Source organism: Methanolobus vulcani, assembly GCF_900100715.1.
GTDB lineage: Archaea > Halobacteriota > Methanosarcinia > Methanosarcinales > Methanosarcinaceae > Methanolobus > Methanolobus vulcani.
Genome location: NZ_FNCA01000014.1, coordinates 1 through 13,898, shown reverse-complemented (window position 1 = coordinate 13,898; position 13,898 = coordinate 1). Strand labels below are relative to the sequence as shown.

Here is a 13,898-nt window from a genome sequence, read left to right as displayed (position 1 = left end):
TATAATGTTTTTTAATGTGAATTATTATTTATGAAGGATTATTGATGATAGCAATAGCATTATAATTATAAAAAAGTAGAAGTAATTATTACGACATAATATTTATATATAAGAAAAAATGCGAGCCATATTAATGCAAATAAATACAGTTAAAATATCAGGACAATAGAGAAATATAATGCTTTTAATTATTCTTCATTCAATTATTCAGGAGATACTATGAAACAAACCTCATCCCCTTATTTCTCTTATAGTTCATCTATCAGTGAATTCAAACCCTCATATCTTGTTTGTCTTGCATTGGCACTCTGCACAATGTTAATGATAACACCTGCCCTGGCTCTTTCTCCAGACAATGTGACATTGTCTCCCGAATCTATGACATCTGGACAGGGAAATGTTTCTGAATACAACCACCTGATAGAAGTAAGTCTTCTGAATTCAGGATATGTTGTCGTTAGTGAATCAATGGTGTATCTCATAGACCCTACTAACAAACAACACTCCAATCAAAGTCAAATAATGTTCTGGATACCTGAAAATTCCCAAATCATGCAATTCCAGACAACTGATATGGCAGGTAGTAACTCTGTTATGCCGGTAAACTTTACAAGAGATGGAAATTACCTGTATTTCTATTCCGAAAAGAATGAGAGTTCCAGTGGTATGCCGCTTCTTTACGGCATAAGATATGTACTCCCGGATACAGGAGATGAAGTACTCCGAAAGGTCATTTACAAAAAGGGAGAACTTGAACAACCAATATCCAGACTGATCCTTACTGTGTACCATGATGAGAACACAGGTATTAGCCTCAGTTCTGAAAATGGAGCGTTACTTACAGCGGATGATACCGTACTGGAGGCAAATTATAGTTCATACGTCTGGAGCAAACCTGAGTTCAATGAATTTACAATTATCCGTAATGAAAAAGACCTTGTACAGAATACCGCAACATCTGGCAATAACCTGGTAATCCCTTTAGTAATTATCATTTTGATTGTAGTAGTAGCCGGATATTATTACATGAGGAAAAATAGTTCTGCAAATTCAAAAGACATCAATGAACTGGAAGATCTCTATGAAGCAGAGATGGCAGTTCTTGAGAGAATAAAAAAGGACAGAAAAAACAATAAACTCAGCCAGAAAGAGTTTGATAAACTTGAAAAAAAGCACAGTGAAAGTGCATCAAAAATAAAAAAAGAACTTGAGAAGATTAAAAAGACCTAATGGTCCTCATATACTTTTTCTTTTTTCGGCTCAAACTCTGCGATATCGGCTGTAAGCCATCCAATATCGTAACTCTGCCCGCAACTTGGGCATATCAGTCCAAGTCTTGCTTTTCCATCTTTTATTTCCTTAAAAAATACATGGAAACCACGCTGATATCCACAGTTTATACATTCCCGAAAATAACTGTCTTCTGAACCCATAATTAAAAATCAGAATGTTGAAATAAATCATTTTCGATACTTTAAATCGCATCCACAACGTTTATCAGAGAATTACCGGTATATACCGAATGTTTCTGATCTTAATTTTATTGAAATGTGCCAGATTATCTACTGACTATTTTCATATCAAACATTTAGATATAAAAGGCTATTCTTTGTAGTAGCAGATTCGAATTCATAATAGATATATAGCTGTAAATATTCTCGAAAATATATCCAACATCAGCTCTTGATAATTATTTTGCTGAAAGACTATCTTGATGAAGATTATCGGGTATGGTTGAAATCGTAGGATTAATGGATGAAATGAAACAAAGATCTTTCATGAAAACATGTATCTCTGTTGATAATAAAATGAAATAACTTTGAGACAAAGAAAGAGGAAAAAGATCAAATGAGAGTAACGTAGAAAAATGGAATGTGAATTTAACAGAGAATTGTATCATAACAGAAATCTGGTTGAAATGATGTTCTCTGTTTGTCAAAATGAGGAGTTCTACAAAGCCTAACTAGTATCATTTTAAATAAGCTATTTCTCAACTAAAGGTTTTGAGATTCCTTTGTAATAATCAAAAAGTTCGTTTCCCCAATCTAAAGAGGCGTTATCAGAACTTAGTAATTCCCTATAATCGTATTTTCCATTTAGATTGAAGAAAATAATTGTCATCTCTTCATCACCGAGAACAATTTCTGGAGGATTTATTTCTTCTTCTATCATGAAAAAATTAACATTTTCATAATCATTTAGACTTTTAAGTTCATCTCCGAAACTCTCGTTCATCTTCTCATAAGTGTGTTTTTCAAAAATCAGTAATATCTCAATATTTTTCTCGGCAAAATCTTTGAGGATTCTGGGAGCTTCCGGATCAAACAATGAAATAACAATTTTTAAACGTCTTTTCACGGCAGTATTTTCAAGAAAATGCTTAAGAGGTTCAAACATGGAATCAAGTGAAAGGGTAAGAACACTTGAATTTTCAAGCTCGCCCATCCTTTTTGCCAGATGATGAGGTACGGCCTGTAAATTCCGGGTTACCCAGTAGTCACTTTCAGACGAAAAAGTATTCACCATTTTCAATAGAGGCATTAGAGAAGTTATCATTAGCTGCCCGTTATTTGATAATCGATAATCATTATCTTTTTGAAAAATCAATCCAGCATCTTTTAGCTCTTTCACAGGTTGCTTCAATAAGTTCCAGTTTGCTTCAAGAGCTTCAACAATTTCCTCACGGGTTTTTGAACCTTTGGATAGATAAAGCATAAGATCTCTTCTTTTTTCGGATAACATTATAGTATCAATGATGGATGATCTCATTTTTTTATTCCATTATTTTAATTTTTGGTAACAGGCTCTGCAATGTTCATGTAACATCGGCATAGTTCTTGACCCCATTCTATGGCTTTTTTATCATTACTCATCAATTCTTTATTACCATATATTCCATCATTTTTAAAAAATCCCAGCAACAAAAAGTTATCTTGTGCCACTATCATTGGTCTCAGAATGCCATCTTCGCAAACGAATAACTGGCAATTTGGTGAGTTCAAATGTAATTCATATTCATGAGGAAATTCCTTTTCCATTTTTTCCAAGATTGATCTCGTTAATATCATACATACTTTTTTTCCATTTTTTATTGGCTCTAAAAAATTGCTCGGTAATGTCGGTGGTAAAAAAGGCATGTATATGAAGAATTCTTTTGCAGTTGAAATAGTTTTCCTGAGTGGATCAGGGCAATCAAAGATGTCATCAAGGTCATAAACATGTAATTCACTGTTTTTAAGTTCACCAATCCTGCGATATAATTTATCAGGAATTTGGGTCAGATCATTATTTTCCCAATAATCAGGATCAATTTCAATTAATTCGGCAGTGTCAATAAAAGATTGCAGGTTTTCAAGATTTAATTCCCCTATACCAGATAATTTGTACAAACCGTCGGCTTCAATTATTATGCCAGCTTTAATTAGTTTCTTTATCTCCGGGACTATCAATCTGGAGTTGATATTAAAATGTGACTTAATTTGGTCGATGTCTTTTGATCCATCTTGCAAATAATGTAATAGATTCAATCTCTTTTCTGAGAGCCATATATAGTTGATTTCCGAAGATTGCATTTTAATCGAATAATCCTTTTGTTATGTAGTGATTTAACATTCCAAGTTTCATTGTATTGTCGGAGTGTTCTACATTTAATAGTGCACATGTATGTGCTATATAAGTGTTTCTATTATATAATTTCCTTTGTTTTTGTATCAGATTTTCTGGAGTAACTGTTGTATATTGTTATCTCAGATTTATCAATTGAAATAATAGCTCAAATTGAAAAAGAAACGTTTTAGTTACAGAAATGTTAATATTATAGAAAATAGTTATATAAACATTATGGCCCAAATTGAACTTATCATAATTCATGTATAAGACGGAGTGAGCATATTTGTTAATATATTTTCAATCCACATATCAATATACTTAGTGAACTTTTTTCAAGATAGGACTTTTCTCTTCATTATTTCAGTTATAAATTCGCTTGATGTATAAGGCACGAACCACATGCAAAAGTATGTATTCCATGTATTCGGAGGAAAGTATGAAACTATTACTATCTGAAGTCGATATCCGTAGGTTATTGACAAGAGCATAGTCCATTTTCCTATATACAATAAGCTAATTCGTTTAATTACAAGCTTATAGAATGCGATTTGCAACGACTGCAAATTTTCAGTAATTTTGTAGTGTCTTAGTTTATCGAATAGTGGTAGCTATGTAATTCTGTAAGTATGGAGGTTAAAAAATGTCAAATGAAGATGTGTTTGAAAAATTAGCTGAATGTGTCGTCGAGAATGATGAAGACACAGGTGCTGATTTAATAGGACGGGCAATAGCAGATGGTGTAAATCCTGTTGAAATCATTGAGAAGGGTCTGTCCGCAGGAATGTTGGAGGTTGGAAACCGTTTTGAAGATGGTGAAATTTTCCTTCCACAGGTAATGATGGCAGCAGCTTTGATGACTAAGCTTGTGGCAAAGGTGCAAGAGCATATCCCTGCAGGAGAAAAAGCTGCAAGTAATGGAAAAATTGTTCTTGGTACAGTGGAGGGAGATGTACACGATATTGGAAAGAATATCGTAAAAGTGCTTCTTCAGGCAAATGGTTATGAAGTCTTTGATCTGGGTAGAGACGCTCCTCTTACCTCATTCATTGAGAAAGCCAAGGAAGTTGATGCAGATGTAGTTGCATCTTCTGCATTGATGACAGGTACAATGGCATTCCAAGCTGACATCGAAAATATGCTTAAAGAAGCTGGTATCCGTGACAGGGTAAAGACCATGGTCGGTGGGGCACCTTGTACCGAACACTGGAGAGAGAAGATTGGTGCTGATGTTTATGCATCAAATGCCAGTGACGCTGTTCAGAAAGTCCGTGAAGCACTAACCAACTAAAGTCAGAAGGAGGATTTTAATGTCAAAGATTCACACCCGTATGGGTGATGGAAGACGTGTTGAAATGACACGTGAAGAAATAAAAGCTGAGATTGAAGACGGTAACAACAACGCTGCAACTAAAGGTAAAGTCCCAAGTCTTACGGATGATGAACTTGATCATCTTGTGGATATTTTTACCACACCTGAAAGGTTTGTCAGCGTAAATCCGGAAGATCTTGTCGTCATGAGTACAGATGTAGCACCTGATACTATCTTCATGAACTACAGTGAATATGGTGGTGTGGGAGTTCCTACTGATACTGTCACTGCACAAATGATCGCTGAGAGAGTATGTGGTTCAGACTGTGTTCAGAATGCTTTCAGAGGCGGAAACCTCAAAGGCACAAGTGTTTCTATTATGCAGGTAAGGCAGGATATTGAAGCTCTTGCTATGAACACAATTGCTCCTATAATATACACCACCATGCCAAACATGGGAGCTTACTTCAAACCTGATGGTCCTTTCGATAACTGTGGAGATCTCATGGCTGCCGGTAAGATCAAGGAAGGCCAAGAGACCTACGAAGCTATTGTTCCATCTATCGTAAAGGATGCAATGTACATCTCTGAGATGGTAACCAGTATCGGTGCAGACTGTATAAACCTTGATACTGCCGCCGCCGCTGGAGATGCAGAATTCCAGGCTGTACTTGAAGCTACTGAAAAGATTACAAAAGAACTTGGTCTTCCTGTCCTGATCAACATGTCAAACCATTTCGTCATGGGTATGCATGGAGAGGTAGAATATAATGGTAAGAGACTTGCCGGAATGATGCCACATGATCAGGCAAAGGTTGTCGAAGAATCCGGGGCATCCGTCTACGGTCCTGTAGTCAACACCAACACCAAGAAATCTGTAGCATGGAACGTTGCAAAAGCGGCAGCAGTTATGAAAGAATGTGGTAAACAGTCAAATCTTCCTATACATCCCAACCTTGGTATGGGTGTATGTGGAGCACCTATGGCGGAGATTCCTCCTATCGACGCGGTTTCAAGAGCAGCAAAGGCTCTAGTAGAAGTTGGCCGTGTCGATGGTTTTTAGTGCGGACTTGGGGATCCCGTTGGGTTCCTCATAAGCAATGAAATGTCTGTTGGCATGCACGGAATAAGAACTGCTGGTGATCTTGTATTGAGAATGCAGATCTCCAAGAAGATGAGACTGAACGAAGCAAAGGAATATGTTGCCAAGAAGCTGGGAACTGACGTATACACGCTCTCTGATGAATATGCAATGAAAGAGATCAGGGAAGAATTGGGTATTGGAACTATCAATGCTGTTCCTGGTCAACCCAAAGGTCTGAAGGCAAAGGCAAAGATCGCTGAGCTGCTTGACATCAAGATTCCTTGTGTAGACTTGATGAGGTAAGCATAGGCAGTATCTTTTGAGTAGAAAATTAATGATGTGATCTAAGGAGGTGTGTTACTTCTTTACCACACTTCCCTAACACACCTACCTCCTTAGGTCTGAATGCATACACTTCCTGAAGATCACATTTGAATAATATTTAAGGTAGGTGAAAGAATGGATTCAAATTTGGAAGCAATCATCAAAAAAGAAAATAAAAATAGAATCACATGGGGTTTCATCATTGCATTCCTCTGTTCAGTATTATGGGGAATTGCATATGTAGCATTCACAATGCAGTGGATTGTTCCTCCTTTCGGTGACATGTCTGCCTTCCCTGAAGGTGCAATGGGTATGCTGGTGGCAACGGCTACAATTCTGACATTCCAAATAGCCCTTACAGTTATTATTTTGAGTATCTTTTATCTGGGTGGAACGGGAAAATTTGCAGATTTCCCAAGAACAGCTTCTGCATTTAAGATATCTAAATGGTATGCTTTTGCAGCAGTCCTTGGTGGCCCGATTGCAATCTATGGTACAACTCTGGCAATTGGATATATTGGAGCAGCATTTGCAGCATCAGCTGCACTTCTCAGTTCAGTAATAGGTGCTTTTGCAGCTAAGTTCTGGTATGGCGAGAATATTACTAAAAGAGCATGGACAGGCATTGCTATCATGGTTGTCGGTGGTGTCTTTATATTAAACCCACCACAAACGATTGCAGAAATAACAAACCCTGCTGCTCCCGATGGTCTTTGGCTGGGATATCTCGGCGCAATTGCATCATTTATAGGATGGGGGATTGAAGGTGCTATAGCAGGACGTGTTATCGATCTGACTGACTCAGACACAGGTCTACAGACACGTTTCTTAGCAGAACTTGGAATCTGGTTGGTAATTATCTGGCCTGTTTATATTCTTCTTATAGGACCTGGTGCTGTATATACAGCTCTGAGTGCTGCTCTTGCGAGCCCTTCGTTCCTTATATGGACGTCACTTGCAGTTCTTTCAGGTAATTTCTCATATGTATTCATGTGGAAGAGTTATCCACTGATAGGTGTCGGTCGTGGAATGAGTGTTTCTACACTTTATGTACTCTTTGCAATAATTGCTCTGTATGTGTTTATGGGAATTCCAACTGCATGGTGGGTTATTCTTGGTGCTGTTATTGCAGTTGCAGGGATTTTTGTCATGTATTGGGACAGCGGTGATTCACTACTGGAATCTACCCGTTCAGATTGAAATGTACTCTAAGAGGTGACAACAAAATGACAAAATTACCTATGAAATCAAGACTTGTACAGATTCTATCCGAACAAAAGGAAGCATGGGATTATGAACTAATCACAAAGCTTCTTGCAGAATATGGTAAATCCGGTGATTACTGGAAATGGATGGCTCGTTTCTGGATGGCAGAGCTCTCATGTGGTGGCATATTCAGTATTGTAGATGTTGCTGCTGATGATGGGAAACGTTTTGCAAAAGGAAAAGTTTTGTACAGGTACAGTCTGACTGATTTTGGACAGGCACGTGTCAATGAACTTCTGGGGGCTTAATATGTTTCATATAGATGGTGTATGGGCATTTGCAGGTGCAGACTATGTATATCTTGCTTTGGTCTTGTTACTTGATCTGCTGGCACTCTACATAGGACGGACTTTTACCAGAAAAATATGAATGGAGTTGGAGGATGAAGTTGGCTCATCCTCTATTATTTATGATAATTCAAATGCAAAAATAGATTCGCAGGAAATATACTTGATTTGCGATTAAGGACGAGAGTTATCGTGGAGTCTGACAAAACACACTCCACTTTTAACAAATAAGATTATAATATTCCTGATACTGGGCAGAGCTGCTTATATTTGGAAGTTAAATTGTAATCAAGATCCAAACTAAGGAACTTTATACAGAGATGTGAATGGTAAAGTGTACATATACTGAAAAACAGCAGAAATTTTACTTTTCAAGTTGAAATTCCTTATTTTTTGAAATATTTACTCTGATTTTTGAAATCATAATTTTGAAAATATTCCTTTAATTTCATAGCATCACAGCATTGCTTAAATATTATTAAAGCTTCAAGAAAACCTGCTATAAATGTTTTAACCAATTTTCATAATAAAAACAGCTTTTTGTTATTCATATTTATTTTTTGACAGCAGATATTACTTGTAAAAGCATGAATCAATTGTATTTGAAGGAATAAACTGCAAGTACAGACATGGTCTACCATATGCATTAACAAAATCATTTTTAGCAATCCTTTTTCCTATATACTATTAGGTATCTCGTTAAATTAGTAGCTTACAAGAATGCGATTTGTAGAATAAAGTAGCATTATACCCTCAATTTCCGTGTAGTGTTAATAATTTGTTTTTGTAGGCATGGAGGCAGAGCATGGCAAAATTACCTATGAAATCAAGACTTGTTCAGATTCTTTCAGAACAAAAGGAAGCCTGGGATTATGAACTAATCACAAAGCTTCTTGCAGAATATGGGAAATCCGGCGATTACTGGAAATGGATGGCTCGTTTCTGGATGGCAGAGCTCTCATGTGGTGGCATATTCAGTATTGTGGATGTTGCTGCTGATGATGGGAAACGTTTTGACACACCGGAAAAGGAAAAGTTTTGTACAGGTACAGTCTGACTGATTTTGGACAGGCACGTGTCAATGAACTTCTGGGGGCCTAATATGTTTCATATAGATGGTGTATGGGCATTTGCAGGTGCAGACTATGTGTATCTTGCTTTGGTCTTGTTACTTGATCTGCTGGCACTCTACATAGGACGGACTTTTACCAGAAAAATATGAGTAAATCTGGATGATTAAATTAGTCATCCGTTATTAATCGAAGGAGATAGAAATTATGGTTGGTATGGTTGATGACTTAGAAAAAGTTATGAGAAATGAGAATAAAAGCCGTGTAAGATGGGGCTTTATATGGGCATTTACCTGTGCCGTTCTCTGGGGTCTTGGATATGTGTCTCTCTCAATGTTATGGATAGTTCCACCATTTGGAGACTGGATGATATTTCCAGAAGGAGCTTCAGGTTATCTTGTAGCAACTATCATAATGACGGCTTGTACGGCCATAACATTCTCAGTAGTATTAACATTTGTATGGGTAGGTGGACAAAGTAAACTTGCGGACCTCCCAAGAACTATTTTATTCTTTAAGGTGTCAAAATGGTATGCGCTTGCTGCTGCTTTTGGTGGACCTATCGCAATATTTGGTTCAACTATAGCAGTAGGATATATCGGTGCTGCATTCGCTGCATCGGCTGCTCTTCTTTGCAGTGTGGTAGGCGCAATAGTAGCTAAATTGTGGTATGGTGAAAATATTACCAGAAGAGCATGGGCTGGAATCTGTATGATTATTATTGGAGGTATATTCATATGGAACCCATCCCAGATGCTAGCTGAAATAATGAATCCAGCAGCTCCTGATGGCATTTGGATAGGTTATGTAGGTGGAGTAATGTCAGCTATTGGATGGGGTATGGAAGGAGCTGTTGCAGCTCGTGCACTTGATATTACAGATGCAGATACCGGTTTAGTTGTTCGTTTTATCTCCGAAGCACTCCTATGGATCTTTGTACTCTGGCCGATCTCAATGCTTGTCTTTGGAATAGATACAATGGCCACGGTCATAGTAGCAACATTATCCAGTCCATCTTTCCTTATTTGGATTGTAATTACCGGTTTGTCACTGGGACTATGCTATATTGCACTGTACAAGTCCTTTCCTCTGATAGGAGTAGGTCGTGGATTGAGTGTCTCAACTCTCTATGTTCCATTTGCCATGGTGAGCCTTTATGTCTTTATGGGAGCGCCAATTGCATGGTGGCTTGTTCTTGGTGCGATGATTGCAGTTCTTGGTACCTTTGTAATGTATTGGGAAAGTGGAGATTCTCTTTTAGAGTGTACTCGTGACTGCAAACCTGCTCTCAATGAACTGAAGCACGATTAAAAATATAGAGACAATAATTAAAAGCAAAAGTACTAGATTTTTTGTGGGGTGTAAAAACACCCCATATTTGATATAAGTATCTAAAACTGGAAAGATGGTTATCAGGAAAGATACATAACTTGTCAATTTTGGTTTGATGTTTTAATCAAATTTTCATATTCGCTACTTTTATTAAATCTTAAATCATGTCTTTACATTATTAACTTCCTTTCATTTTACTATAACTAGATTTCTGATTCATATTCCAAAGCAACTTAGCATATTTTTCAACACAAAGTCAGTAACTTTTGTATTATATTTATTCTAAGCAGCACAGACCATATGTAAAAGCATGAATCTGATGTAGTAGAAGTTACAACATGAAATTACGTATATAGTCTAAATCATGAATATATTCATTAACAAAGTCATCTTCTGTTTTTTTAACAATCCTTTTTCCTATATACCATTAGGTATCTCGTTTAATTAGTAGCTTACAAGAATGCGTTTCGTACAATTACGTGGCACTATACCATTGATTTTCCGTATAGTGTTAACTATGTATTTTTGTAATTGTGGAGGTAAAAAAAATGTCAAATAGATTTAAATTCGAACTTTTTGATGGCGAAGGTATCGAAGCCATTCATCAGACAACAACAAAAATTTAGATTTTTAGTTAGCATTGACCTACTGTAAAAGGATGAATCGTCTGCAACCGTATGGATGACATATAATCATGTAAGTAATATGTACCTGCTTTTAAGATGTAAACAAGCATATTCTCTATTCATTGTGATTATCCTTTTTCCTTTATACTATTAGATACTTCGATAAATTGTAGCTTGCTGGGCTGCGATTTGCATAAAATAGTTACGATTAAAATAAAGGAAAATCATACATGACAGAATATAATCCTAAAGAAAGATTGGCTCGTGCATTAACAGGTCAACCTGTAGACCGGATGCCTGCTATTTGTGTAACTCAAACAGGCACTGTAGAGCAGATGGAAGCTTGTGGTGCTTTCTGGCCAGAGGCTAACAGTGATGCAGAAAAAATGGCTGCACTAGCCGAAGCAGGTCACACCGTAGTTGGATTTGAGGCTGTACGTGTACCTTTTGACATCACTGCCGAAGCTGAGTTTTTTGGCTGTGAGATAAAAGAAGGTACAAAAGAACAGCAGCCATCCGTTGTTGGACATGTAGTAAAAACCATTGAAGACATCGAAAAACTCAAAGACTACGACATGAGCGAAGGCAGAATAAACGTAGTGTGTGATGCAATAAAACTGCTTGCGGATAAATACGCCAGTGATCTACCTATCATGGGCAGTATGATTGGTCCATTCTCACTTGCACAGCATATCAATGGTGATGATTGGTTCATGGCTATCATGACAAATGAGAAATTTGGCCTTGCTCTTATGGACTTTGTTACAGATTTCAATGTTGCATATGCACAGAAGATGGTCGAAAATGGTGCTGACACAATGGTCATCATTGACCCTACAGCAAGTTACCAGTTGATAGGTGCAGAATTTTACGAGAAGTTCGTGGTCCCATTCCACAGAAGAATTGTTGATGCAATGCATGAAATGGACGTTCCAGTAGTGTTGCATGTATGCGGTGATACCACCAAGGGACTTTCACTCATGGAAACATGTGGTGTCGATGCTATTAGTGTTGACCAAAATGTTGATGCTGCTGCTGCAGTTTCAAAAGTTGAGAAGGCTGTCATTGTAGGAAACCTTGATCCTGTAAATATGCTTTGGAATAAGACACCTGAGGCTATCAAGGAAGAGTCAAAGAAGATTCTTGATGCAGGAATAGGTCTCCTTGCACCAGGATGTGGTACTGTCAGCAAGACCCCAACTGAAAACTTGCAGGCAATGATAGAGATGGCAAAAAACCACACGTATTAATGGTAATTCCTCCAGGTTGAATCCTTCATATGGGTAGTGAAATTTTTGCCTGGAGAATTATATCTACACAATGTTAGGTTCGAATGGTATACCTCCTTCAATATTGCTAAGTCAGAAATCAGCAAAAAAGATTTCCTCCCTTTGATGTAAAGGGTCTACATCCATCTTGATGAAGCAAACAACACCTGTAGAATTTCACCTCCACAACTCCTTTGCCCTAGGCAAGAGAGTTTGAAATTCTACGAACCTAACTCCTTTTTAAATTATTGATAATAGCAAATACGCGATCCTAAAGGAAGTGAATCAATGCATCTCACCAACAAAAACCACAATTGGATACTCGAATATCTGGGATTTTAGGAATTGATTGGAAAAAAGCTTAGACTCCAGGAGCTGGTAGCATGGAAAGAAAGCCACTTGATACACTTATTGGTAAAAGCGGATTATGGGTGTCACGTAATGGACGCCTTCACGGAGTGAAGAAGTGCGAAACATCACAGAAGTACATTAGAATAGAAATGGATTGTGGAGATATTATTACTGTACGCAATTCCAGAAACAGCAGTTCTGCAAGAGCCCTTAGAACTCACAAGTTCCACAAACCCTGCAAGCGCTGTCGCCTGTCAGAAGACAGAATTAATGAATTCTCAAAGAATATCTCAAGAAAAGATGAAAACGAGATAAAAATTGTTCACTCTTTCAGACTGAAACCTGAAAATACGAATCATAAAACTGATCTAGATGTTGCAGAGGTTGCCAGGATCGCAAAAGTATCTCCTTCTAACATTCATAATCAACCAAAGGCTGGAACTAATTCTACTAGTGCTAATAACCCTAAATCACTTCCCGAATCAAGTAGAAGAGATTCCAGCCCTTCAAATCCTGGTAATAATTCCAAGGCTAAGAAAACATCTTCCCAACCACAACCTAAGTCAAAGAAAACTGAGTTCACACCTCTGCAAAAGAACAGGATACTCTCACTTTTAGGTCCCGGAGAAATGATATCATTCTCAAAGGAAAAAAGGTCCTTTGCAGAACTTGAATCCACCCTGACCCTCCAGCGTAAGAAGGATATCAGGGAGATGTACGAAGACAGCCGTGAAAATCTGCTTGGAAAACTTGAGAGAACAATAACAGAGTTTTTCGTGGATATGGGCTTCCTCGAAGTAAAATCTCCAATTCTCATTCCATTCGAATACATGGAAAGGATGGGAGTTGGTGAGGACAAGAAGCTCTCAGAGCAGATATTCAGGGTTGGAGACAACATGTGCCTGCGACCAATGCTTGCTCCCGGACTCTACAACCACCTGAGAAAGTTCGATAATGTGCTTCCTGATCCTGTCAGGATTTTTGAGATTGGCCCCTGCTACCGTAAGGAATCTGACGGAAACAGCCACCTTGAAGAATTCACAATGCTCAATTTCTGCCAGATGGGATCCAACTGCACAAGGGACGAGCTTGAGTACCTGATAAAGGAACTACTGGATTTTCTGGGAATAGAATTTGAGATCGTTGCAGACAGCTGCATGGTCTATGGTGACACCATCGATGTGATGCACAAGAATATGGAACTCTCATCCGCTGTCGTAGGCCCCGTTCCAATGGACATGGACTGGGGAGTTAACAAACCCTGGATAGGAGCCGGTTTTGGTCTTGAAAGGCTGCTAAAAGCGAAACATGATTTCAAGAACATCAAACGTGCAGCCAGATCAGAATCATACTACAACGGAATAAGCATCAA

11 protein-coding genes and 2 pseudogenes are annotated in these 13,898 nt (G+C 37.8%); 10 read left to right on the top strand and 3 right to left on the bottom strand.

Annotation, left to right across the window (positions count from 1 at the left end):
- Positions 1–219: 219 nt before the first annotated feature.
- Positions 220–1,230 carry a hypothetical protein gene (locus tag BLP52_RS13880; protein WP_091711086.1) on the top strand — a complete coding sequence of 337 codons (1,011 nt, stop codon included), beginning with the start codon at positions 220–222 and terminating at the stop codon, positions 1,228–1,230.
- Here BLP52_RS13880 and BLP52_RS13875 read toward each other — a convergent pair.
- The gene (locus BLP52_RS13875) at positions 1,227–1,433 is read right to left on the bottom strand and encodes a hypothetical protein (RefSeq protein ID WP_091711085.1); all 207 of its coding nucleotides are present in this window, start codon (positions 1,431–1,433) and stop codon (positions 1,227–1,229) included. The genes BLP52_RS13880 and BLP52_RS13875 overlap by 4 nt on opposite strands.
- 205 nt (positions 1,434–1,638) lie before the next feature.
- Between BLP52_RS13875 and BLP52_RS14850 the strand changes: the two are divergent.
- Positions 1,639–1,784, top strand: a pseudogene (locus BLP52_RS14850) (IS5/IS1182 family transposase); the annotation flags it as partial.
- A 199-nt stretch (positions 1,785–1,983) separates the two neighbouring features.
- On the opposite strand, the gene BLP52_RS13870 reads toward BLP52_RS14850, so the two are convergent.
- Both BLP52_RS13870 and BLP52_RS13865 read right to left on the bottom strand, forming a co-directional pair.
- Entirely contained in the window at positions 1,984–2,742 is a 759-nt protein-coding gene (locus BLP52_RS13870; RefSeq protein ID WP_162272998.1) for a helix-turn-helix transcriptional regulator, read from the bottom strand.
- 44 nt (positions 2,743–2,786) lie between these two features.
- Entirely contained in the window at positions 2,787–3,449 is a 663-nt protein-coding gene (locus BLP52_RS13865) for a helix-turn-helix transcriptional regulator (RefSeq protein WP_162272997.1), read from the bottom strand.
- A gap of 800 nt (positions 3,450–4,249) precedes the next feature.
- Between BLP52_RS13865 and BLP52_RS13860 the strand changes: the two genes are divergently transcribed.
- The 8 genes and pseudogenes from BLP52_RS13860 to pylS all read left to right on the top strand — a co-directional run.
- Positions 4,250–4,897: a corrinoid protein gene (locus BLP52_RS13860; protein ID WP_091711082.1), complete on the top strand. Its 648-nt coding sequence runs from the start codon at positions 4,250–4,252 to the stop codon at positions 4,895–4,897.
- Positions 4,898–4,916: 19 nt separating this feature from the next.
- Positions 4,917–6,305: pseudogene (gene mtbB / locus BLP52_RS13855) on the top strand ([dimethylamine--corrinoid protein] Co-methyltransferase).
- 156 nt (positions 6,306–6,461) lie between these two features.
- A complete protein-coding gene (locus tag BLP52_RS13845; RefSeq protein ID WP_091711079.1) occupies positions 6,462–7,526 on the top strand; it encodes a DMT family transporter in 1,065 nt (354 codons plus the stop codon).
- Between the two features lie 26 nt (positions 7,527–7,552).
- On the top strand, positions 7,553–7,840 hold the full coding sequence (locus BLP52_RS13840; protein ID WP_091711078.1) for a hypothetical protein: 288 nt from the start codon (positions 7,553–7,555) through the stop codon (positions 7,838–7,840).
- An 844-nt stretch (positions 7,841–8,684) separates the two neighbouring features.
- Positions 8,685–8,936 carry a hypothetical protein gene (locus BLP52_RS13835; protein WP_091711077.1) on the top strand — a complete coding sequence of 84 codons (252 nt, stop codon included), beginning with the start codon at positions 8,685–8,687 and terminating at the stop codon, positions 8,934–8,936.
- Positions 8,937–9,156: 220 nt separating this feature from the next.
- A complete protein-coding gene (locus BLP52_RS13830) occupies positions 9,157–10,260 on the top strand; it encodes a hypothetical protein (RefSeq protein WP_091711076.1) in 1,104 nt (367 codons plus the stop codon).
- A gap of 877 nt (positions 10,261–11,137) precedes the next feature.
- Positions 11,138–12,157, top strand: a complete 1,020-nt coding sequence (gene mtbA, locus BLP52_RS13825; protein ID WP_091711075.1) for a methylcobamide:CoM methyltransferase MtbA — start codon at positions 11,138–11,140, stop codon at positions 12,155–12,157.
- A gap of 401 nt (positions 12,158–12,558) precedes the next feature.
- The coding region (gene pylS, locus BLP52_RS13820; protein WP_154717898.1) for a pyrrolysine--tRNA(Pyl) ligase at positions 12,559–13,898 on the top strand (1,340 nt) is incomplete at its 3' end.

What these genes read in the sequence shown, in the direction of transcription:
- BLP52_RS13880 (WP_091711086.1), top strand. Translation starts at nt 220, where the DNA reads ATGAAACAAACCTCATCCCCTTATTTCTCTTATAGTTCATCTATCAGT.
- BLP52_RS13875 (WP_091711085.1), bottom strand. Translation starts at nt 1,433, where the DNA reads ATGGGTTCAGAAGACAGTTATTTTCGGGAATGTATAAACTGTGGATAT.
- BLP52_RS13870 (WP_162272998.1), bottom strand. Translation starts at nt 2,742, where the DNA reads ATGTTATCCGAAAAAAGAAGAGATCTTATGCTTTATCTATCCAAAGGT.
- BLP52_RS13860 (WP_091711082.1), top strand. Translation starts at nt 4,250, where the DNA reads ATGTCAAATGAAGATGTGTTTGAAAAATTAGCTGAATGTGTCGTCGAG.
- BLP52_RS13845 (WP_091711079.1), top strand. Translation starts at nt 6,462, where the DNA reads ATGGATTCAAATTTGGAAGCAATCATCAAAAAAGAAAATAAAAATAGA.
- BLP52_RS13840 (WP_091711078.1), top strand. Translation starts at nt 7,553, where the DNA reads ATGACAAAATTACCTATGAAATCAAGACTTGTACAGATTCTATCCGAA.
- BLP52_RS13835 (WP_091711077.1), top strand. Translation starts at nt 8,685, where the DNA reads ATGGCAAAATTACCTATGAAATCAAGACTTGTTCAGATTCTTTCAGAA.
- BLP52_RS13830 (WP_091711076.1), top strand. Translation starts at nt 9,157, where the DNA reads ATGGTTGGTATGGTTGATGACTTAGAAAAAGTTATGAGAAATGAGAAT.
- mtbA (WP_091711075.1), top strand. Translation starts at nt 11,138, where the DNA reads ATGACAGAATATAATCCTAAAGAAAGATTGGCTCGTGCATTAACAGGT.